The sequence below is a fragment of the Enterococcus sp. DIV1444a genome (genome assembly GCF_051712125.1).
Taxonomy (GTDB): domain Bacteria; phylum Bacillota; class Bacilli; order Lactobacillales; family Enterococcaceae; genus Enterococcus; species Enterococcus faecalis.
In genome coordinates this window covers 644,372-667,117 of the sequence record NZ_JBIOOG010000001.1, presented here as the reverse complement: position 1 = coordinate 667,117, position 22,746 = coordinate 644,372, and the positions used below count along the sequence as shown (strand labels likewise).

General features: G+C 36.8%; 16 protein-coding genes. 7 read left to right on the top strand and 9 right to left on the bottom strand.

Annotated elements, in window-relative coordinates; translation table 11 throughout:
• Nucleotides 1-21 precede the first annotated feature (21 nt).
• Nucleotides 22-2,028 (bottom strand): KUP/HAK/KT family potassium transporter, encoded by a 2,007-nt coding sequence (locus IGI87_RS03390; RefSeq protein ID WP_113794966.1) that lies wholly within the window; start codon nt 2,026-2,028, stop codon nt 22-24.
• A 468-nt stretch (nt 2,029-2,496) separates the two neighbouring features.
• On the bottom strand, nt 2,497-5,142 hold the full coding sequence (locus tag IGI87_RS03385) for a calcium-translocating P-type ATPase, PMCA-type (protein ID WP_438736249.1): 2,646 nt from the start codon (nt 5,140-5,142) through the stop codon (nt 2,497-2,499).
• A gap of 819 nt (nt 5,143-5,961) precedes the next feature.
• Between IGI87_RS03385 and IGI87_RS03380 the strand changes: the two genes are divergently transcribed.
• A complete protein-coding gene (locus IGI87_RS03380; RefSeq protein WP_002355748.1) occupies nt 5,962-6,267 on the top strand; it encodes a helix-turn-helix transcriptional regulator in 306 nt (101 codons plus the stop codon).
• Between the two features lie 344 nt (nt 6,268-6,611).
• Here the strand turns inward: IGI87_RS03380 and queA are convergent, their stop codons facing one another.
• Nucleotides 6,612-7,643 (bottom strand): tRNA preQ1(34) S-adenosylmethionine ribosyltransferase-isomerase QueA, encoded by a 1,032-nt coding sequence (gene queA, locus IGI87_RS03375; RefSeq protein WP_002355747.1) that lies wholly within the window; start codon nt 7,641-7,643, stop codon nt 6,612-6,614.
• Between the two features lie 164 nt (nt 7,644-7,807).
• Between queA and IGI87_RS03370 the strand changes: the two genes are divergently transcribed.
• The 5 genes from IGI87_RS03370 to IGI87_RS03350 all read left to right on the top strand — a co-directional run bounded on the left by IGI87_RS03370 (nt 7,808) and on the right by IGI87_RS03350 (nt 12,745).
• Entirely contained in the window at nt 7,808-8,698 is an 891-nt protein-coding gene (locus IGI87_RS03370; RefSeq protein WP_438736248.1) for a VOC family protein, read from the top strand.
• A gap of 625 nt (nt 8,699-9,323) precedes the next feature.
• The gene (locus IGI87_RS03365; RefSeq protein ID WP_002355745.1) at nt 9,324-10,517 is read left to right on the top strand and encodes a betaine/proline/choline family ABC transporter ATP-binding protein; all 1,194 of its coding nucleotides are present in this window, start codon (nt 9,324-9,326) and stop codon (nt 10,515-10,517) included.
• A 3-nt stretch (nt 10,518-10,520) separates the two neighbouring features.
• Complete coding sequence (locus IGI87_RS03360; RefSeq protein ID WP_002355744.1) at nt 10,521-11,156, top strand: ABC transporter permease; 636 nt, start codon at nt 10,521-10,523, stop codon at nt 11,154-11,156.
• 2 nt (nt 11,157-11,158) lie between these two features.
• A complete protein-coding gene (locus IGI87_RS03355) occupies nt 11,159-12,079 on the top strand; it encodes an osmoprotectant ABC transporter substrate-binding protein (protein ID WP_002355743.1) in 921 nt (306 codons plus the stop codon).
• 3 nt (nt 12,080-12,082) lie between these two features.
• Complete coding sequence (locus tag IGI87_RS03350; protein WP_002363261.1) at nt 12,083-12,745, top strand: ABC transporter permease; 663 nt, start codon at nt 12,083-12,085, stop codon at nt 12,743-12,745.
• A gap of 131 nt (nt 12,746-12,876) precedes the next feature.
• Here the strand turns inward: IGI87_RS03350 and IGI87_RS03345 are convergent, their stop codons facing one another.
• From IGI87_RS03345 to IGI87_RS03325, 5 genes are all read right to left on the bottom strand, one after another.
• Complete coding sequence (locus IGI87_RS03345; protein WP_002379167.1) at nt 12,877-14,700, bottom strand: APC family permease; 1,824 nt, start codon at nt 14,698-14,700, stop codon at nt 12,877-12,879.
• Nucleotides 14,701-14,997: 297 nt separating this feature from the next.
• A complete protein-coding gene (locus tag IGI87_RS03340) occupies nt 14,998-16,167 on the bottom strand; it encodes a cation diffusion facilitator family transporter (protein ID WP_438736247.1) in 1,170 nt (389 codons plus the stop codon).
• A 221-nt stretch (nt 16,168-16,388) separates the two neighbouring features.
• Nucleotides 16,389-19,055: a YhgE/Pip family protein gene (locus IGI87_RS03335; protein ID WP_438736246.1), complete on the bottom strand. Its 2,667-nt coding sequence runs from the start codon at nt 19,053-19,055 to the stop codon at nt 16,389-16,391.
• 120 nt (nt 19,056-19,175) lie between these two features.
• Nucleotides 19,176-19,406 carry a hypothetical protein gene (locus IGI87_RS03330; RefSeq protein ID WP_002355737.1) on the bottom strand — a complete coding sequence of 77 codons (231 nt, stop codon included), beginning with the start codon at nt 19,404-19,406 and terminating at the stop codon, nt 19,176-19,178.
• Between the two features lie 76 nt (nt 19,407-19,482).
• A complete protein-coding gene (locus IGI87_RS03325) occupies nt 19,483-20,235 on the bottom strand; it encodes a tyrosine-protein phosphatase (RefSeq protein WP_438736245.1) in 753 nt (250 codons plus the stop codon).
• Nucleotides 20,236-20,408: 173 nt separating this feature from the next.
• Here IGI87_RS03325 and IGI87_RS03320 point away from each other — a divergent pair, with 173 nt between their 5' ends.
• Nucleotides 20,409-21,887, top strand: coding sequence for a helix-turn-helix domain-containing protein (locus IGI87_RS03320; protein ID WP_438736244.1), 1,479 nt, complete (start codon nt 20,409-20,411; stop codon nt 21,885-21,887).
• A gap of 55 nt (nt 21,888-21,942) precedes the next feature.
• On the opposite strand, the gene lepB is transcribed toward IGI87_RS03320, so the two are convergent.
• Nucleotides 21,943-22,692 carry a signal peptidase I gene (lepB, locus tag IGI87_RS03315; RefSeq protein ID WP_438736243.1) on the bottom strand — a complete coding sequence of 250 codons (750 nt, stop codon included), beginning with the start codon at nt 22,690-22,692 and terminating at the stop codon, nt 21,943-21,945.
• Nucleotides 22,693-22,746: the final 54 nt, after the last annotated feature.

Below are 22,746 nucleotides of genomic sequence, written 5' to 3'. Positions count from 1 at the left end.
TTTTAGTTAAATTTCTTCTATTTATGAACGATTCTTTCGTTCGACTAAGTGCGTTTTCCGTTGTGGGCCAATGATTAAAGGAACGGATTCATATTTGACTTCACTGTATTCCAAGCCAAACCAGCTTTCAGGAGAAGTAGTTAAATTTTTGATAGCTAATTTTGCCTGCATAATTTGTCGATCCCATTTTTTTAGTTCAGAAACGTTAGATAATTCTTCTTGAATTAATACAAATTGGAAATCGCCAACTTCTCTTCCTGGCGTTAATGAATAACGTTGTGGCTGTTTTGGCAAGCGGCCTGTTTTCATCAAGTCATGAACAATTTGTCTTAAATATACATTCACTTCTTGAGAAATATGGAAGCCTAAATATAGCTGAACTTGCACAATAAAATCAGTTCCTAACATGTCAACAGAATATTCCTGAGTAAAAGGTTCATCTGTTACCTGAACATTAACAAACCAATAAACATTCGCTCGTTTTGGTTGTTTGTCCAAAATCGAATAAATAATATTACGATTAATTTCACCGTCCACTCGATCGGAAGTTAAAAAGACCACATTGGTTTGATACATTGGTACAGATGTATCTTCTTTCAAAGCTTTAAGTTGCGGTACATATTTTTCCAACGGTACTTGTTCCGCTGTTGCTTCCTTAATCTCGTTACCACGTTCCCAAATAATCATGATACACAACAAGAAGACTGCCATTCCCACAGCAACATATCCGCCATGGAAAAACTTCGCAGCGCTTGAAAAGAAAAAGACAACTTCAATGGCAGCAAAGAACAAGGAAATTAGATACGCAGACCACGCTGGAATTTTATCCAAAAGATAAAACAACAATAAAATGGTTGTCATTAACATCGTAATCGTAATCGATAGACCATACGCAGCTTCCATGTGTGTCGATGTTCTAAAAGCCAGCACGATTGCTGAACAAGCTAACCACAAAATTAAATTTACCGCTGGAATATACATTTGGCCGATATTGCTCCCAGGATAAATAATTTTAAGTCTTGGTAATAACTTCAATTTAATCGCTTCAGAAACTAAGGTATACGAACCTGATATTAATGCTTGCGAAGCAATCACTGCGGCGATTGTTGCAAACACAACGCCAAATACGAGAATGCCTCGTGGAATCATTTGGAAAAACGGGTTAATTTCAGCTAATGCCTGCATTTCAGGGTTTTCTTTGACCGTTAATAACCATGCAGCTTGCCCTAAATAATTAAGAATCAAACAAATCTTAATATACGGCCAACTAATGCGGATATTCATTTTTCCTACATGCCCTAAATCAGAATATAAAGCTTCAGCACCAGTTGTAGCCAAGAAAATATTCCCTAAAATAAATAGACCTAATTTATTTTCTGGACTGACTAGTAATTGCAAAGCATAATATGGATTTAATGCACGAATAACCGTCCAATCTTGGCTAAAATTCATTAAACCAATGATGCCTAAAAAAGTAAACCACAAGAACATAATCGGCCCAAAAGCTTTCCCGACCAATTCTGTTCCAAATCGTTGAACAGAAAAAAGAATTAAAATAATCGTCAACGTAATAACCACTATAATCGTTTGGTCATTGCCAAAACGTTCAAAAAATGCTGGAATCCCCCGTAAGCCTTCAATCGCTGTCGTCACTGTCACAGCTGGGGTCAAAACGCCATCAGCCAGTAAAGCGGCTCCACCAATCATTGCGGGAATAATCAAATACTTACTTTTTTTACGGACCAATGTATAAAGAGAGAAAATCCCACCTTCTCCATGGTTATCAGCATTTAAAGCAATAACAACATATTTAATCGTGGTTAAGATCGTCAACGTCCAAAAAATTAATGAGACCGAACCTAGAATAAACGATTCAGAGACTCGTGCTAAGCCACCATTATCTCCTACAATGGCTTTCATTACATATAAAGGGCTCGTTCCAATATCTCCATAGACAACGCCCATGGCAACTAAGATTCCTGCCATCGTAAATTTTCGACGATCAAACCCCTCTGTTTTGTGTAACACAATACTTTCCTCCTACAAAAGAAATGACTTCGTTTAGTTTAACCAACAGCTCCACAAAAAAACTTTTAAAACTCTTTATTATATAACGTTTTATATATCTTTTTCCTTAGTCAAAAAGCGCTTTTTGACTAACGATGCTACTCACTATAATACGTTTTAAATCGTTTAGCAAGTCTTTTTATTAGAGAATGTTCATCTTAGATAAGAAACCCACCTATTTTAAAAAAAAATCAAAAATAAGAGCGTGGGACAAAAATCACTTTGGATTTTTACTCCACGCTCAAAAACTGATAAACGGCGGGAACAGAAGCAACTCCTTCGGAAATAAGCCGGAATTCTCCAAAAATTAAAGAACAATTTTCGGAAATTCCTTCTTATTTCTCGGAGTTAAACGCTTCTGTCCCGACCTCTTGCTAACTATTAAGATAATTCCCTGAATAAAAGTAGCTCCTTTTATTCCTGTTAAATTTAAATCACTTCTTCTTCCTCTTCGACTTCAGAGAAATGGAACTTAATCATTTCATTGACGAAAATTGGCACAAAGGATAGGAAAATTGCTAACATCCAATGATTTAAACTAATATGCACTAAACCAAATAGTTCTTGTGTAAATGGTAATAAAGCAATGGTTGTGGTAATTAGTAATGCTAAAACAACCATTTCAAAGAGCGACTTGTTGCTTGATAATTTTACACGGAAAACAGAGTTTGCACTACGAACATTAAAGACATGTAAGATTGAAGAATAAGCTAAGATTAAAAACGCCACTGTTTGTCCAACTTCATAGCTGTTTGAAACATATGCTGAAACACCTGGTACAAAAGCACCTAGGTAAAAACCAAACAAAGTAATAGCTGTGAAAACTGCTGCATTAATCCCAATCTTTTGCCATAAGCCTCGTGCAAAAATCCCTTCGTTTTTAGGGATTGGTGCCTCATCCATAATTCCTTTTTCCGCTGGTTCTTTTCCTAATGCAAAACCAGGTAGCCCATCTGCGACCACGTTAACAAACAACAGTTGAACCGCAGTAAATGGCGCGCCCCAACCAAGTAACATGGCAATTAGAACAATAAAAATCTCAGAAATGTTACAGCTTAACAAGAAGTTAATGGCTTTACGAATATTTCGGTACACGGCACGTCCTTGCGCCACGGCATCAACAATAGTTGCAAAGTTATCGTCCGTCAAAATCATATCTGAGGCGCCTTGGGCCACATCTGTTCCAGTAATGCCCATTGCGCAACCGACATCACTAGCTTTCAAGGCTGGCGCATCATTCACACCATCTCCGGTCATTGCTACAACAGCGCCAGAACGTTGCCATGATTGAACAATTCGAATTTTATCTTCAGGCGTTACACGTGCATAAACAGATAAACCTTTGACACGTTTATCTAATTCCTCATCGCTCATTTTTTTCAATTCTGAACCAGATAAGGCTTCACTTTTATCTTTTAAAATCCCTAATTCTTTAGCAATTGCACTGGCCGTTACCACATGATCACCAGTAATCATCACTGTTTTAATTCCAGCTTTTTTCGCACGAGCAATGGCGCCCTTACTTTCTGGACGCGGTGGATCAATCATGCCAATTAAGCCTAACAAGCGAAGATTTTTTTCTAAATCCTCCGATGTAATTTCCTTGGGTGGTTCATCATATACGGCATAACCGACAGCAATAACACGTAACGCTCGTTTTCCGAAACGATCATTAACAATAGCCGCCTGATCGACATCTCCAAAACCAAAACGAGGTAGTAACACATCAAAGGCTCCTTTAGTAATTGAGATGTACTTTTTCCCCCATTGATGGACCGTAGTCATCATTTTTCGTTCTGAATCAAAGGGAATTTCACCAATACGAGGATATTTTTCTTCAAGTTCTTCTTTAGTATGATAATTTTCTTCGACAGCACGAACAATTGCCGCTTCTGTCGGATTCCCTGTAACAGTTAGTTCATCGCCTTCTTTTTCCACAATGACATCTGTACATAAAGCAGCCATTTTCAATACTTCCATGGCTTCATCGGTCATGGCATCTTCCGTATCCGTTACTTCATCCCCACGATGCCATACTCGGCGGACGCGCATTTTATTTTGTGTCAGTGTTCCTGTCTTATCAGAACAGATAACATTCGCAGTTCCTAGCGTTTCTACTGCTGGCAATCGACGAATAATCGCATGTTTCTTAGCCATTTTTTGAACACCATATGCTAAGGTTAACGTTACAATCACGGTTAGTGTTTCTGGTACAGCCGCCACCGCTAAGGAAACGGCTGTCATAAACATTTCAAGAAGCGGTTCTCCTTGCAGTTCACCAATAATGAAAACAATTGCTGCAGCCCCTAAGGCTAACAAACTAATACGTTTGCCTAATTGATTCAAGCGTTTTTGTAATGGTGTTTTTTGCTGATCGCTGTTATTCAGTAACCCAGCAATTTTACCCATTTCCGTATTCATTCCTGTTGCAGTTACTACTGCTCGTCCGCGGCCATTCACAACGGTACAGCCTTTGAAAATCATATTTATTTGATCTCCTAAGCCATCATCGTCATGCCCCACGTATGTAGGATCTTTTTCAACAGGTTCACTTTCACCTGTTAGTGCTGACTCTTCTACGCGCATTTGAGAAGCTTGAATAAGTCGTGCATCGGCTGTAATCATTGAACCAGCTTCAAGAACTAGAACATCTCCTACTACTAGTTCTTCAGCATCGACTTCGATTACCTTGCCATCTCGTAAGACTGCACTACTTTGCTTGTTCATGTCTTGTAAAGCCGCCAGAGATTTTTCAGCATTTCCTTCTTGAACAATGGCTAAAACAGCATTGATAATCACAATTGCAATAATTAAGATTCCTTCAAAATATTCGCCATGTTCTGTTACGATTGCTGTATAAAACGAAATTGCCGCAGCAACTAATAAAATAATCGTTGTAAAATCAGATAAACTGTGAATAAATTTCTTTAACACAGAATCCTTCTTAGCCTCTTCAAATTGATTGCGGCCATTTTCTTTCAGCCGTTGTTGGGCCTCTTGTTGTGTTAAACCAGTTTCAGTATTGACTGAAACTTCTTTTGTGACAGTATCGACAGTTTGCTTGTAAGCTTCCATCCTATTCCCCCTCTAATTTTTTCTTCCTATATAATAGTGCCTCTATTAAATATAACATGATTTTTTTTGAACACGCAACTTTTTTCATCTTTGGCTTAGCGTTCTCTCATATGTATGAAAAAAACTGGTATTTTCGTTGTTGCTACAGCAATGTTTCTATTTGATTATGGGAATTTTATGAAAAAGGAAACGAATTCAGCCAAAAAGCAATGGACATTTTTTTCATTTTGTCTGATAAAAAAATAGTTTATTTTTATATATTCAACACAAAAACAACAAAAAATACAATGTTATTTAGTTCGCACAATTATTTATTTTACATGTTATAAAATAACCAGAAAAATATTATATTTAATCTTATTAATAAGTGTTATAACTTGCAAACGCTTCCAAAAAGTGCTATTCTTTAAGTGTAAGGAGGACATGCAAATCAATTGGTTGAAGATTTTCTCAGTAGATAAAAATCGGTAAACTCAAAGTTGTTAGAATTGCAAGATTCACCTGTAAACAATACGTGTAGAGTAATTGTTAGTGATAACTCGTATCGGAAAATAGGGAAAGGTTATAGAAGGATGGAGTTTCTATAACCTTTCCCTATCTGTTATCACCTAACGCAAGTTATCCACCATCCAAGCGTCGAAACTGTATGAAAACAAGGTTTTAGTTTCACCACATCACGTTCACCTTTTGCTTTACATGTATCGCGAAATGTAAACACTTATTCAACCAATTGATGTCTTCCCGTTAACAAGGCCGAGCTTAAATTTAAGCTCGGTTTTTTCTTTTAGACAATAAAATATATTTGTATCAAATAATCATATGTGTTATATTCAAGGTGCACATTCTATTTTATCTTCTTTTAAAGGAGGGAATGCTATGCGAAAAAAGAAAAAATCTTCGTTTGAAAGTTCAATTCATGTTTATCGTGCTATGGCTCGTATGACCCAGCAAGATTTGGCCAATCGAGTCGGTGTCTCTCGACAAACAATTATTCAACTGGAACGAAACAAGTACAATCCTTCATTACTTCTTGCGCATGACATCGCGAACGTCTTTGGCGTAACCATTGATGATGTGTTCACCTTCAAAGAAACACTGAATGACGATGTAGAACAAGAAGCCTAAACAGTATAAGCTGTACTTAACAAGACAATTTTTCTGATTGTACTTGGAGTTGCCGAGGTACAACTTAGTACCGGCAATACGAAGAAAGCACTTCTTCGTATTGTTGTTTCAATAATTAATCCTTTCTTACATAAAAAAAGAACGGCGCAACCGTGGTTGCGTCGTTCTTTTTATTCTAAGATTGTCTACTAAGCATTTTTGCTCTAGTAGCGTTTTGGTTTCTAACTTTATTATTTACAGGGGAAGAAAAAATAAAGCACACCTTTACTGTGATTCCAAAAATCACGTGTTTATCATAATATATTTTTGTTTCAATCCCAAGTATTCTGCTCATAAAGTGTCGCTTATTTAATAAACATCGCATCGCCAAAACTAAAGAAACGATATTTTTCTTCAATTGCATGTTGATAAGCAGCCAATGTTAAGTCTTTTCCTGCAAAGGCACTCACAAGCATCACTAACGTAGATTTTGGTAAATGGAAGTTCGTTGAAAAAGCCTCTACGACTTTAAATTGATACCCTGGTGTGATAAAAATATCAGTCCAGCCACTGTCAGCCTGGATTTCACCATTAAATTTTGTGCCAATTGTTTCCAATGTACGAATAGAGGTTGTTCCAACCGCAACAATCCGACCGCCTGCTTGGCGTACTTCATTTAATTGCTTAGCCGCTTCTTCAGTTAAACGATAGAATTCGCTATGCATATGATGTTCTTCTATATTATCGACACTCACAGGACGGAATGTGCCTAAACCGACGTGTAAAGTTAAATAAACGAGATGAACACCTTTTGCTTTGATCTCTTCTAATAGTTCTTTTGTAAAATGCAAACCCGCTGTTGGCGCTGCAGCTGAGCCATTTTCTTCAGCATAAACTGTTTGATAACGATCTGGGTCATCTAAACGTTCTTTAATATACGGCGGCAGTGGCATTTCTCCTAATGATTCTAAAATTTCTAAGAAAATGCCATCATATTTAAATTCAATGATTCGACCACCATGTTCCAACTCTTCTTTAACCACTGCTTTGAGACGACCATCACCAAATTGAATTTCTGTGCCGACTTTTGCACGTTTCGCAGGTTTAATCAAGGTTTCCCATGTATCGCCTTCTGTATTTGTTAAAAGTAACACTTCCAAATGACCGCCTGTTTCAGGTTTTTCTCCATATAAACGGGCCGGTAGCACCCGTGTATTATTCATGACTAAGGCATCCCCAGGCTGTAATTCATCAAGAATGTCATGGAAATGTTTATCCTCCATGTCCCCTGTTTCTTTATTTACAACTAATAATCGTGAACTAGCGCGATCTTTTAATGGGGTTTGAGCAATTAATTCTTCTGGTAAATCAAAATCAAAATCTTCTGTACTTAGCATTTCCGTCACTCTTTCTACTAGTTTTTATCTTGGTTATTCTAACACTTTTTCTTGTTTCTGGCTATGTCAGCCTTCTGAATCAAACTAAATAGTTGTCAAAAAATGCTAGAAACACTATACTTACTTTAAGTAAGTATACATAGTTATTTAGAGGAGGAACAAAAATGCATGCTCAATTTCATCATGTTTCACTATTAGCACGTCATGGTCAAGAAAATCAGTCATTCTATACAAAATTGTTAGGCTTACGTTTTGTCAAAAATACCGTCAATCAAGACAACAATCGCATGCCTCATTATTTTTATGGCGATTATCAAGGCACACCGGGAAGCTTAGTAACTTTTTTTATCGTGCCCTTATTAGGCAACCGCTATGAAGAAAAAAATTATTTAGCCACGATTGGCTTAAAAATTCCCCAAAATAGCCTTTCCTTTTGGGAACAACGTTTAACAGAAAATAAAATCCCATTTAACAAAAAAGAAAAGAGCTTACATTTTAGTGATCTGGATGATACGCATATTATCCTGACAGAAGTTCCTGAAAATCCATTAAAAGAAACACTCGTTGTTTCTAACGAAATTCCAGCAGCGGTTCAAATTATCGGTTTGGCCTCTACTGAATTTCATGTGCCAGATTCTGAAAAAACCTTGGCTTTTTTTGAAACATTTCTTGGTTGGCAGGCAGTTGGCAATACGATTATTCTAAGTGAGACGGAAAGCTTTTCTGTTCATCAAACAACATCGGATAAAACAAGCCGAATGGGGCGCGGCAGTATGGACCATATTGCTTTTTCTGTGGCTGATGATGAAGCATTACAAGAACTACACACGCGCGCTTTAGCACAAGGCTGGGAGATTGAAATGTATGTAAGTCGTGGGTATTTTAAAAGTTTATACATTCGTGAACCAGGCGGGAATCGGGTTGAATTCGCTACTTTGGCTCCTGGCTTTACATTGGATGAGCCTCTAGAACATTTAGGGGAAACATTGGCTTTACCGCCTTTTTTAGAACCAAAACGGGCTGCAATTGAAGCCAACCTCTATGAAGACAGGTAACCAACGCTTTAGAAAACAACGGAAGACGGACGTAATAATCGGTGACAAAATTACGTCCGTCTCTCTTCCCCTATGTTTGAATGTTTGAACAAGAGAATAAAAAATGACCTTCAGATTTTTCTGAACGTCATTGCACATTCCATAAAAAGCATCCTTCGTTCTTCCACTTCTTACTTCTTAAAAAAACTGGTAATTTTTTCAAAAATTCAGTAAAATAAAAGTGATCAATGGTTTCCATTGATTGAACGGGCAACTTGATGGTCCACTTGCACAGGTGACTATTCAAGGCTTCGTGATTTAGTTGCCGCTAAATCATGAAGCGCCTTTTTTATTTTATTCCCTTGTTCTCTTTCCATTCTAATGAAAAACTCAGCTCCCGTCAACTTGCTATAAAGGACACTTTTCTTTGTTATAGCGGCTTTTCCCCCTTCTCAGAATACTCTTTTTAACATCTTGTTTCATTCAGACAACTTTTACTAAACAATAGTTGTCTTTTCTTTTTTTTAGAACGAATTAAAAAAATTTTACCGCCTTCTTTTTCCCATTAAAAATAGATTACATTTGTCGAAATCGCATTTTTATAGCATACTAGTAATAAGATACATTTTCAAAATATTTAGTTGAGGTGAGTAAGTTGATAGAATTTCAGCATGTATCAAAATTTTATAAAGGCGGAAAAGTCGCCGTCGATGACATTAATTTGTCTTTCGATAAAGGTGAATTTATCTGCTTCATCGGAACAAGTGGTAGTGGAAAAACAACATCAATGCGGATGCTTAACCGCATGACCGACCCTTCAAAAGGAAAAATTTTAATTGATGGCCAAGATATTCAAAAAATCAATCCTGTAGAGCTACGTCGCCAAATTGGCTATGTCATTCAAAATATCGGCTTGATGCCTCACATGACCATTCGTGAAAATATCGTTTTAGTGCCTAAATTATTAAAAGTACCTGTGGAAGAACGCAACAAGATAGCCGAAAAAATGATTGATTTGGTTGAGTTACCACGAGAAATGTTGGACCGCTATCCCAATGAACTTTCTGGCGGACAACAACAAAGAATCGGCGTTGTGCGGGCTTTAGCTGCCAATCAAGATATTATTCTAATGGATGAACCTTTTGGTGCTTTAGATCCGATCACCCGTGATTCATTACAAGATTTAGTGAAAGATTTGCAAGAACGTTTAGGAAAAACTATTGTCTTTGTTACCCATGATATGGATGAAGCGTTAAAATTAGCAAATAAAATTGCCATTATGAGCGAAGGCAAAGTAATTCAATTTGACACACCAGATAATATTTTACGTCATCCGGCCAATGAATTTGTAGAAGAACTCATCGGAGAAGATCGCCTATTACAAGCCAAACCTGATTTCACCACAGTGGATGAAGTCATGTTAAATTCAGCCATTACTATCACGCCGGAAAAATCTTTACAAGAAGCGATTAAATTGATGCGTGAAAAACGGGTTGATACCTTATTAGTTGTTGATAATTCCCATGTGCTTAAAGGCTTTATCGATGTTGAAACATTAGACCAGCAACGTGGCAAAGCTTCTAGTGTCGGTGATATCTTGAATAAAGATGTCTTCTTTGTTCAAAAAACCGCTCTTTTACGTGATGCTTTACAAAGAATCTTAAAACGTGGCTTAAAATATGTGCCAGTCGTTGATGAACAAAAACGAGTGGTGGGCATCTTAACACGTGCTTCCCTTGTTGACATTGTTTATGATGTTATCTGGGGCGATGAAACAACGATTAGTGAAGCTGTAGAAGCAAAACAAAGCGAGTCCGAAACTGATAAAGAGGAGGCGTAAGCAATGAGTAGCTTCTTTCAAGAATATGGATCAGAAATGATTTCAAAAAGTATTGAACATATTTATATTTCATTCTTTGCACTTTTATTAGGGGTCGCTATCGCTGTGCCCGTTGGCGTTTGGTTAACACGTTTGCCCAAAGTAGCCAATATTGTCATTGGTTTAACAAGTGCCTTACAAACGGTTCCTTCGTTGGCTTTATTAGCTTTGATGATTCCAATTTTCGGTGTCGGCAAAACACCCGCTATTATCGCGCTATTCATCTATTCCCTTCTACCTATTTTAAGAAACACGTATATCGGAATGAAAAATGTCGATGAAAATTACCGAGATGTTGCTAAAGGCATGGGCATGACCAATTTACAGTCTATTTTTAGTGTTGAATTACCCATTGCCATGCCAACAATTATGGCCGGCATTCGTTTAGCTGCTGTCTATGTCATTGCTTGGGCTACACTGGCTTCTTATATTGGTGCAGGTGGTCTTGGTGATATGATTTTCAGTGGATTAAATAACTATCAGCCAGAATTAATCTTTGGCGGGACTATTCCAGTAACTATTTTAGCGCTTTTAGCAGATGTTCTTCTTGGATTATTAGAAAATCGTTTAACGCCAAAAGCTTTAAGGGAGGGCGAATAATGATGAAAAAGAAACTCAAGTTAAGCTTACTCTTCTTAAGCAGTTTACTTTTATTGGCAGGTTGTTCTTTACCTGGTCTCGCTTCAACTTCTGATGATAACACTGTCGCCATTACAGGTGGGATTACTTCAGAAGCGCAAATTTTAGGGAGCATTGTAGCGGATATGGTTGAGCACTACACAGATAAAAAAACAAATGTGATTAACAACTTAGCCACTACGACCATCAATCACCAAGCAATGTTAAACGGAGACGCTTCAATTTCTGCAGCTCGTTATACTGGTACTGACGTGACCACTACGCTCGGCTTACCAGCGGAAAAAGACCCTAAAAAAGCGTTCAATCTAGTTCAATCAGAATTTGAAAAACGTTATCAACAAACTTGGTTCCCTTCATATGGGTTTGAAAATACTTATGTATTCTTAGTTACAAAAGAAACAGCTGAGAAATACAATTTAAAAACAGTCAGTGATTTAGGGAAAGTCGCAGACAAATTAGTTGCTGGTGTCGATACTGCGTGGATCACACGTGAAGGCGACGGTTACGAAGGCTTTAAAAAGGAATACAACTTCCAATTTAAATCTATTTTACCAATGCAAATTGGCTTGGTGTACGATGCAGTCAATGCTGGAAAAATGGACGTTATCTTAGGTTACTCAACAGATGGCCGGATTGGTAGTTACGATTTAGTCATGTTAAAAGATGACAAGCGCTTCTTCCCGCCTTATGATGCCGCTCCTGTGGTTAGTGACAAATTATTAAAAGAAACGCCGGAAATCAAAGATGTATTAAATCGCTTAGATGGTAAAATTTCTACCAAAAAAATGCAAGAATTGAACTATCAAGCAGATAATGATTTAATTGAACCTGCGGTCGTAGCCGAACGTTTCTTAAAAGAAAATAACTATTTTGAGGGGGAGTAACAGATGAATAATATGAATTTATTCCAACAATTTATCTACTATTTCCAACAAAATGGCGGCTACGTCTTTCAACAATTTTTACGTCACTTTTTAATTTCGATTTATGGCGTAATCTTTGCTGCAATTGTCGGGATTCCTATCGGGATTATGATTTCACGTAAACGTAGCTTAGCCAACTGGATTATCCGTTTAGCGAACATTATCCAAACAGTACCAGCTTTGGCAATGCTTTCGATTTTAATGTTGGGAATGGGCTTAGGCGTCAACACGGTGGTTGTAACGGTCTTCCTTTATTCTCTCCTACCAATTATCAAAAATACGTACACTGGCATGATTCAAGTCGATCGCAATATTTTAGATGTTGGTAAAGGAATGGGTATGACAAAAGTACAACTTCTTTATATGGTCGAGTTACCTTTATCTGTTTCAGTAATCATGGCAGGTATTCGAAATGCGTTAGTCGTCGCAATCGGGATTACTGCGATTGGTGCTTTCGTTGGTGCTGGTGGTTTAGGGGATATTATTATTCGTGGAACCAATGCCACAGATGGTGCTTCTATCATTTTAGTCGGTGCCTTACCAACGGCCTTTATGGCGATTATCACGGATTGGGTTCTAGGGATTATTGAACGTCGTTTAGACCCAGCTAGCAAACATTCCAATTAATAAAAAATAAAGAGCAGATCTAACATTGTTTCTTTTCAATGGGATCTGTTCTTTTATCTAGGAAGTAAATTTATCAAAAACAATTACGCCAATAAAAAAATCTGCCATCTTTTGATGACAGATTTTTTTATTTATTTTTTCAAGTGATAACTATAGGTAGCCACAATAATATTTTCCCGCCACGCTAAACGAATCCGCAAGCGTAAACTTGTTTGGTTATGCAAAATATTTTGCCAACGTTTATTTGGTACAAATTGTGGTACTAAAACCGTTGTACTGTAGTTATGCTTCGTGGCATTTTTACTAACCAAATCAACATAACGTAAGATAGGGTTTTGCAGTGAACGATACGAAGAATGAACAATTGATAGACGAACGTCCGGGAAGTGTTTTTTAAACTCTTCCTGAATTTCTTTTTCCTTTTCAACGTTTTCATCCATTGAGACATGCATGGCAACAACATAATCACCAATGGAACGCGCATAGTTCAAGGCGCCAACATTCGCCTTGGTTACGTTCCCCACCAAAACAATAACTGTGTTCCCATCAAACTCATGCAACTGTGCCCCATCTTCTAAACGTAGCTGTTCCGCCACATTTTTATAGTGAGTATTGACCCGATAAAATGCATAAATCAACACCGGCATAATAATAAAGAACGGCCAGATGTCCCCTAATCGATAAATAAACAAAATAGCGATAATCGCGAAAGAGATAAAGGCGCCGACAATATTAGCAATTGATTTTGGCAACCAATTTTTAGTTTCTTTTCGCCATTTTACAACCATCCCCGATTGAGACAAAGCAAACGGAATAAACACACCAATTGAATACAATGGGATTAAACGTTCTGTGGAACCTTGGAAAATCAATAATAAAACAATGGAACCAGCAGCTAAAGTTAAAATACCATTTGAATAGCCTAAACGGTCGCCACGATCCATATACATATGCGGCATAAACTTATCTTTGGCTAAGTTATAAGCCAACACTGGAAAGGCTGAGAATCCTGTGTTAGCGGCAACCGCTAAAATTAAGGCTGTTGCAAACTGTAATAAATAATATAAAATATTTTGACCAAAGACCGCTTTCCCAATTTGTGAAAGAACTGTCACTTCTTCTTTGGGCACAATCCCATACCAATAGTTAATAAACGTAATCCCCACGAAGAAGAATCCTAAAATTGTTGCCATTAATGCTAACGTCCCAGCAGCATTTTTTGCTCGTGGTTTCTTAAAGAATGGCACTGCATTACTGATTGCTTCGACCCCTGTTAAGGAAGAAGAACCAGATGAAAAAGCCCGTAAAACTAAGGCAATAGAAATTCCTGGAACCACGGCTCCTGGTAAAGCTGTCGCATTCAATGGCTGTGCGCCAGTCACAATTTTAAATAGCCCAACAACAATCAGTAAGGTAATAATTGCGATAAAACTATACACTGGCAACATTAAGAACGAAGCAGATTCTCTCAGGCCTCTCAAGTTCATTAAGGTAATCAATATCACAATCCCAATAGAAATTGCTACTTGATGCCCATATAACGCTGGAATCGCCGATATAATCGCCTCTGCGCCCGCTGAAACCGAAACGGCTACTGTTAGCATATAATCGACTAACAACGAACCACCAGCCAATAAACCTGCATTTCTGCCGAGGTTTTCACTACTAACAACGTATGCGCCGCCGCCATGCGGATAAGCATGAATAATTTGTCGGTACGACAATGTTAAAGAAATAAGTAAAATAATAACAAATGCAGCAATTGGCAATGAATACCAAATTGCAGCCGCCGACAAAGTAACCAGAACCACCACTATTTGTTCTGTACCATACGCAATGGATGAAAGTGCATCAGAAGATAACAACGCAAGCGCTGCAAATCTGCTTAATTTATGTTCATCATTTTCGGCTGATTTCAATGGTTTCCCAATGAACAGTCGTTTTAAATCCGCCATTTTTTTCGACTCCTTTTCTCTAGAGTGACCCGCTCACTTTTTTCATTATTTTTTATCAAACAAATCCATATGCTACGCTTCTCACAATGAAAAGTCAATTGATTTTTGTTACTGAAAAAGATAAAAAAATCACCACCTTTTTTTAATCAGACACTCATTTAAAGTCCCCCGCTTCCTTTATCTTATCAAGAGAATCTAGATAACAAAAGGATTTGCATTCTCTAAACAAAAAAGCGAGAGCTAAAAGTCTATTTGACCTTTTGGCTCACGCTTAAAAACTTAGTTAATTATTCCCTTTTATTGTAACAAGTACGTATGATCGAAGGTAATTTCCACTTTATAACGACCAATTTTTTCATAAACTTGCCGCTGAATTTCCACACCCAGTTCAAATTCAGATAATTTTGATTCTGTAGGCAAAACCAAGTCGAACAAAATCTTCGGTTCTTCACCATGGGTAACTAAACGGATATCATGGACTTTTAAAGACGCATCAAAAGAACGAATAATCTTTTTGATGGTTTGATGAACAAATTGTTGTGTTGGGTCATACAAATTCACTGGATCAATATGACAAACAAGATTAACATCCAACTCTTCTTTAAACTTCGCTTCAATCGCATCGATTGTCTGATGGGCTTTATTTAAATCCCAGCGATCATCAATTTCAATGTGAACAGACGCAAAAGTTTGGCTGGGACCATAATTATGAATCAGTAAATCGTGATACCCCACAATTGTTTCTATTTTTGATAAGACATTTTTCATTTCATCAATCTCCGTTTGGCTTGGACGCATGCCCATCAACTCATTAATAAATTCACGAATTAACTGCAACCCACTATAAATAATATATGCGGCAATTAAAAAACCAATATATCCATCAATTCGCAAACCAGTAACGCCTTCAATGAATGCAGAAACCAAAACAGCTAATGTAGTATAAACATCATTAAAGCTATCCTTAGCAGAAGCAACTAATGCTTGAGAATCAATTTTTGCTGATACTTTTTTGTAAAACAACCCTTGCCAAATTTTAATCCCAATTGATAAAGCTAAAACAGCAAATAAAATGGGGGTCACCTTGATTGATTCTGGATGCAGGATGCGCTCCACGGAGGTCGTTAGAAACTCAAACCCAATAAACGTAATCACTAATGATACAAGCATTCCACTAATATATTCAAAACGTTCATGGCCATAGGGATGTTCTTTATCCGCTGGCTTACCAGCAATATAAAAACCGACTACTGTTAAAACAGAAGAAATAGTATCGGACAAGCTATTAATGGCATCTGCCATGATTGAAACACTACCTGAAAGCAAGCCAATCATAAATTTACTAACGAATAAAAATAAATTAGAAACAAGCCCAATCCGACCGGCAAAAGCACCGAATGCTGTTCGTTTGTCCAATTTACGACGTTCAATTTTTTTCTCATATCGTTGAAGCAATGCTTGAATCATTTTACAACCCCTACCCACTTTTTATTTCTTAAAAAAATACTATAAAACCTTTTTATGTATTTGTACACAAAAAACCTCACTTTCTGAGGGAGATTTTATTATTTAGCATTGCCAAAAAGTCAAAAGCAAGAGCCCCCAAAACTTCTTTGTTAGGGTTGCCTTGAAAATAAAGAAAAACAAAAAGCCGAAAACGCTAGAGACGTTTTCAGCTTTTTATTTTCTTAATGGAATAAATGGCTCTTTTGTGCTAAAGCCGCAAATTTTTTCGATCTGTGTTCCAAATGTGGATAAAGAATTGCGCCGCCAATACTAAAGACGACTGAAATCCCCACCATAATCCAAATTGCAAACCAAGCATTTGGCCAGTATATGCCCCCTGCTGATTCCCTTAGCAAGTTTACGGCATGCGTAAACGGCAAGAACGGATTAATCATTTGGAAGAATTTACCTGAAACTTGAATTGGGTAGTTCCCACCCCCACCAGAGATGGATAGCACCAAGATTATTATCGCAATTCCTTTCCCTACATTGCCAAAGAGAGCAACGAGCACATAAACCATTATCATAAACGTAATGGCAATCAATACAGCAAACCAAACACTATACGCTGGATTACGAACATCTACGCCTAACGCAAAGTAATTACCTAAGGTTACAATCAGCGCTTGACCAATCCCCATGACAATGAAGGTAAACATCCGTGCTGAAAATTGTTCCCGTTTAGAGAAGCGTTTTTTATCTTTACCTTCAAGATAAACATCTGTTGTCGCAACACTTGAGAATAACACAGCACCAACCCATAAACACAAAGCTGTATAGAATGGCGTACTTGCCGAACCATTATTTGCAATCGGATAAACAGCATGTTCTTTGACTTCGACTGGTTGTGTAAAGAAGTCACTTTCTTTATTGGCATCTAATTTTAGTAATTTAAGAATTTCGCCTAAGTCAACTTCTTTTTCACCTTTACGGATTGCATTCGCTGCTTTGTGTAACCCTGTTTTGATATTTGGCCAATCATTAATAATTAGCTCGTTGGCTTTGTCTAAGGCCGCTTCAACATCTGGCATTTTCTCATTGACTGTTTTCAAGGTATTCGTTAAATCTTTTCGGATACCAGGATAGTCATTTTGCATAAAGGCTGCCGCTTGGCTGACTTTGTCTTGAATAACCGGTAATTCGTTTTTATACAAATCAGCGCCACGATTAATGCCATTGACAATTGTTTCCATATTGCCATTCAACATCGTATTCGCATCATGAATTTCTTGTTTAATTGCTGGCATTTCAGCTTGATATTTTTCTAATAAAGAAATCGCATTAGTGACCGTTTGACTTGTTGAACTCAATAACCCTTCAAAGTCAATTTGTTGTGCTTTGTTTAGTTGTCCTTGAGCGTTTTGGATGGTAGCAATTAATTTGTCTAAAATCGTTTTTACTGTGTTTTCAATCGCATTAGGGTTAATACTATTGACGGTTGCTTCTACTTGTTGAGCTTCTGCTTGAATAGCATTTAAATCTGCATCAGTTACCGCATTCACATCAATGTTATCAACATCAGTTTTTAATCTAACTACAATACCATCAATCGTATTCAATCTATTTATCGTATCTTGCAAGGCTGTGTTACCTGTGGCTTCTTGTATTTGCGTAAACAATTGAATCAGCTGTTGAATATTTTCATGTTGTTTTCCTAAGCTTTCAGACAGTTGTTGCTTAATTGCTTCTCTTTCTTCAACTGGTAAACGATGATTTTTTAAATCTTCTAGTGCTGTATTTACACCAGCGCTAATTGTTCCAATTGCTTTTAAAATCGTCCCCACACTTTGAGTAATTCCAGGTAAAGCCTCTTGCAATTTATTGGCGCCATCTAATGTGACATTCCCTAAATCATTGGCCTGATCACCTAATTTACGAATATCTGGTAACGCCGTTTGGACTTGTTGAATGATTTCTAATCCTTGTTTTGCTTCTTGGATTCCTTCGCTCATTGTTTTTTCCACAGAGGCAAAATCTTCATCAATCATGGCAATTTGTCGGCCAGCATTTTGAATTTCTGGAATCTTTTCTTGTAAGGTCAAAATAACACTGGCTTGTTCTTTGATGGTTGGCATTTTGCCATTTAGCTCAACAATCTTCTCTCCTAAAGCATCAACTTCAGGTAAATATTTCATCGCATCGTTGGCTTTCGCTAATTTTTCTTTTAGCTCAGGCATCTTACCATGTAAGTCTATGACTTGTTTCGCGTACGTGTCAATGGTTCCAATGTTGGCATCTGTATCTAAAATCATGCTCTTAACTTTTTGAATGCTGACCATATTTTTATCAATATCATAGCCAATATCATTGAATGTTTTGATTAATGTACTACTTGCCGTTTTAATGAATTCTCCCGAAATTTGTGACTGAATGGAAGAAGCGCCTTTTGACGTAATTTTTGGTGCAATTGCATTAATTTTTTCATTGATTGAGTATTCAATTTTAGGTTTATTGATATCTCCAGAAGTAAAACTTAGCAAATCCTTGGAAAAATCTTTAGGTAAATAAATCCCGGCAAAATATTTTCCTGATTGGACCCCTTTGTCTAATTCCTTTTTCGAATCAACAAAACGCCAACCTAACTGCTTGTTTTTCTTCAAGTTTTTCAAGACTTCATCACCAATATTGACTGATTTATCTTGAAAGGTTGCTGTTTGATCATCACTATAAACCGCTATTGGTAGCTCTCCGGTATTTGAATACGGATCCCATAGTGCTTTAATGTTAAACCATGCATATAATGATGGAATAATCATCAAGGCAACAATCAAAAATGTTGCCACTGGGTTTTTAAAAATTCTTTTCCAATCTAAAATAAATAGTTCCCATGTATTTTTTATATGTTTCATAAAATCACCTGCTTTTTTTTGTGCCTGAATAACTTTAGCATAAAATACAAGAGAATAACAAACAAAAGCTTGAATGTTACGACACATTTTTAAAATGTCGCAAGTTCAAGCTAAGATTGTTTATTTCATGTTTTTAGAAAATTCCGAAACGACTTGTTTAACTTCATCAATGGCTTCTGGTTTTAAATAAGCCAAAAGTTTTGGTGCTTTTGTCATCAAGTACATTTTATCTAATTTGCCTGTTTGTTGGCGTTCAAACATTTCTGCAAGTAGCGCTTGCATCTTTTCTTTTTTATCTTCTTTTGTTCGATCTAGTATGAACGTTAAGAATTGTTCTTGTCCTTCTTTCATTCCTATCCCTCCTTACAAACAGATTCTTCTCTATTATAAAACTTCTTTTTTAGAAAGGATAGTCCTTTTTTAGGATCTACGATTTTGTGTACAGACTTAGCATGTCTTTTTTGGCAGATAAAGGTAAACCGAGTCCCTCTTTTAAATAGCCCTCTACCGAACCAAATTCTTTTTCAATCGCTTGTAAAGCGGTCGCTAAGTACTCTTTTTTCACATAAAGCAGCGTTTCTAATTGTTGAATTTCTGCTGAAGAGGTTCCGTTTGCTTGGTATTGTGCAATAATTTGCTCGTTAGCAGCTTTTCTTTGCTCATTCGTCTTTAAATAATCTTCTAAAATATAAGAATGTTCCACACCTAAAGCACTTAATATCAAGGCTGCGCCGATTCCTGTTCGATCTTTTCCTGCGAAACAATGAAATAAAATAGCTTCCTGTGGATAACTTAAAAAGTTTTCAAAAAATGTTTGGTAACCTCGGCGCCCCGAATTGGAAAGAACCATCTCTTTATAGGCCATGTCCATCGCTGCATCGGGTGAACCAACCGTTTTAAGCATTCCTTCTAATGAAGTAGTCTGCGCCTGAATATCAGCCAAAATATCTATATGTAGATAGTTGGTTCCTTGAATTAAATCATCTGGTCGTTCTTGCGTTTCCGCCGCACTTCTAAAATCATAGATTCGTTTGATTTGATAGTCCTCTACCAATTTCTGTTGATCCGCTTGTGCAACATTGACGAGTTCTCCACTCCGAAAAAAATGCCCTGTCTTGACAAATGTGCCTTGTTGCGTCGGAAATCCTCCGATATCTCTAAAATTCACCACGCTGTTCATGTTCTGTCGCTCCTTCATTTTAATTATTTTGTTGTCATTTAAATACTTTGTTTTTTCTTTTTATTTCTTTTTCTCGATGATAATAAAAAACACTTCAAAAAACAATCTTTTTATCAGTTGTTTATTGCCATTTTATCATAGATACAGTATTCTTAAAAGAGAGGTGAGCAACGATGTTAAAACGAGATTTTTTAGAAAAACCGTATGATTATATGAATGATATTCTATTGTTCCTATATAATAATAAAGGTCAAGCGACACGAAATGAATTAGTAGATTTTTTCAATATTAGTTTACCAACACTGAACGAATATCTTTCTTTTTTAGAGCAATTTTTGAAAGAAGAGCAACTGTATGAAAATCTCACCGTGACTGCATTAGGTGACACGCTTTATCTAAACAAAGCGCCAACCTTTTCCATGAAAGCAATGATCATGTTATTCTTGGATAAATCGATTAAGTTTCACATGGTCCAGCAACTTTTCCATAAAAATGAAATAAATTGTAGTTATTTTCAACAGAATTATGCCATTAGCTCTGCTACGTATTATCGAAAAATCGTTGAATTAAATGACTTACTCAACGAATTTAATTTACGTATCAAACGAGGAAAACTTATCGGCGAAGAAAAACAAATTCGCTTTTTCTTTTTTAATTTTTTCTGGTTTATCTTTGAAGAAAAAACAGAGTTAGAAAAAGAACTAGCCAATCAATACCTAGGCTTAATCGAGATATTACAAGAAATACCCAGAATTAGCTTTGATCATACAGAAATTCTCCAAATTAAGCTTTGGATGAAAATTTCTTTTCGTCGCATGGTTTTAGAACCCCAGCCAACGATTAGTCCCCATGATGCCCAACTTGAACGACCTTTATTTGAAGAAATTAATTTATCTATACATACATATATGAAAAGAATCGACCGTCCATATGCAATCAACGAAACCTATATGTTTTATGACTTTTTTTGTTCCATGCATAATTATTCTGCGAATGCTTCTTTCGCCTTTCGTTTAGCAAAACAACAACGAATTGAAAAAACGTATCTTAACGAAATGAACCAGGTTATTTTAACGTATCTTAAAGCACGTGGTTATTTATCCCATTACGTGCTGCCTATTCGGCTACTTTATATTGAAAATTTACTTTTTCAATTACATGCACAACTCTACTATTTTTCAGGATTTATTTTGCCCTTTGATTACTGGACAATTCAGTCACTTTTGAAAGTCTTACGTCATCCTTTTAGTGAAAGTGAAGTTTACGAGTTAGTGGAAATCGCCACTACGAACTTTGCTACAGAAGTCACTACTTCTAAGTACCAAAATCAATTTACTGAAATTAATTATACGCTTATATTAAATCACATTGCCGAATTAAATGAAAAAAAAATAACGATTGGCGTTTATCACTCATTAAGCAGTATCTATAGTGAGTTGGTAGCACAAAAAATACAACAGCGTCTCGCTGGAAAATATCCGCTGAAGATCGAGCCTTACAACGTAGAAAATCATTATGATTTACTTTTAATGAATACCAATAATGAACATCTCGTTGCCCAATACGACCATTACTATATTTTTTCGGACATTAGTAATCGTTACGACCTGCAATCAATTGAAAAAATCATTCAATTGTTATTAGGTAAATAACCTCTAAAAAGAAAAGCTTAAGTGCCTTACTCATCAGAAGGCTGACTTAAGCTTTTTATTTTACTTTCCCTATTTCCTTAAACGGCGCCATTTTAAACACCACGATTCCTTCAATCGCTTGTATCTCGACAAAGCCGAACGTACGACTATCACTTGAATGCGTACGATTATCTCCTAAGACAAAGTAATGACCGGCTGGAATCTTCTGAAACAGGCGAAGTTGGGCTGCCGCTTCTTCTGATAAATCAAAACGACTAGCATTCTCAGGCAGTGCCTCATTATCGCTTGCCATAGGTTCTTCCGAAAGATAAAGTTTTGTCTCGTTTACCCAAATTCGGTCACCAGGAACGCCGATAATTCGCTTAACATACGTTCCTTTACTAACCAGCGGTGCTTTAAATGCAATCACATCGTATCTTGTTACTTGCTTCGTCCGTTGCACTAAGACACGTTCCCCTGCATTAAGTGTCGGCTTCATGGATTGACCAGCAATCGGGTAGCTAGACGTCTTCAAGACAAAAAAGAACACAAAAATAGCGAAAAGAATAGCTGGCATAAAAAATTTAACGACTTGGATGCGTTGTTTCTTTTGGTAGGCTTGCCGCTTTTTTTTAATCTCTTCAGCGGTCATTTTTCTTTGTGGGCCTCTCATTGCTTGATGGTTATCTGTTTGCTCAAGCAAATATTCCGTTGCTTTGTTAGTCTTTTGCTTTTTTAGCGGGTGTGTCGTAGGCAACTTTTGCTTCAAGAAGGCGCGCTTAATATGGCGAATTGTTCGCCTCACTGATTTTATCCATTCTTCCATCGTTTTCTTAAAAGGAAAAGCTTTCTAAATAAACTTTTCCTTTCTTTACTCCTT

What these genes read in the sequence shown, in the direction of transcription:
- IGI87_RS03335 (WP_438736246.1), bottom strand. Translation starts at nt 19,055, where the DNA reads ATGAAACATATAAAAAATACATGGGAACTATTTATTTTAGATTGGAAA.
- IGI87_RS03350 (WP_002363261.1), top strand. Translation starts at nt 12,083, where the DNA reads ATGAATAATATGAATTTATTCCAACAATTTATCTACTATTTCCAACAA.
- IGI87_RS03355 (WP_002355743.1), top strand. Translation starts at nt 11,159, where the DNA reads ATGAAAAAGAAACTCAAGTTAAGCTTACTCTTCTTAAGCAGTTTACTT.
- IGI87_RS03340 (WP_438736247.1), bottom strand. Translation starts at nt 16,167, where the DNA reads ATGATTCAAGCATTGCTTCAACGATATGAGAAAAAAATTGAACGTCGT.
- queA (WP_002355747.1), bottom strand. Translation starts at nt 7,643, where the DNA reads ATGCTAAGTACAGAAGATTTTGATTTTGATTTACCAGAAGAATTAATT.
- IGI87_RS03370 (WP_438736248.1), top strand. Translation starts at nt 7,808, where the DNA reads ATGCATGCTCAATTTCATCATGTTTCACTATTAGCACGTCATGGTCAA.
- IGI87_RS03345 (WP_002379167.1), bottom strand. Translation starts at nt 14,700, where the DNA reads ATGGCGGATTTAAAACGACTGTTCATTGGGAAACCATTGAAATCAGCC.
- IGI87_RS03360 (WP_002355744.1), top strand. Translation starts at nt 10,521, where the DNA reads ATGAGTAGCTTCTTTCAAGAATATGGATCAGAAATGATTTCAAAAAGT.
- IGI87_RS03385 (WP_438736249.1), bottom strand. Translation starts at nt 5,142, where the DNA reads ATGGAAGCTTACAAGCAAACTGTCGATACTGTCACAAAAGAAGTTTCA.
- IGI87_RS03320 (WP_438736244.1), top strand. Translation starts at nt 20,409, where the DNA reads ATGTTAAAACGAGATTTTTTAGAAAAACCGTATGATTATATGAATGAT.
- lepB (WP_438736243.1), bottom strand. Translation starts at nt 22,692, where the DNA reads ATGGAAGAATGGATAAAATCAGTGAGGCGAACAATTCGCCATATTAAG.
- IGI87_RS03325 (WP_438736245.1), bottom strand. Translation starts at nt 20,235, where the DNA reads ATGAACAGCGTGGTGAATTTTAGAGATATCGGAGGATTTCCGACGCAA.
- IGI87_RS03330 (WP_002355737.1), bottom strand. Translation starts at nt 19,406, where the DNA reads ATGAAAGAAGGACAAGAACAATTCTTAACGTTCATACTAGATCGAACA.
- IGI87_RS03380 (WP_002355748.1), top strand. Translation starts at nt 5,962, where the DNA reads ATGTGTTATATTCAAGGTGCACATTCTATTTTATCTTCTTTTAAAGGA.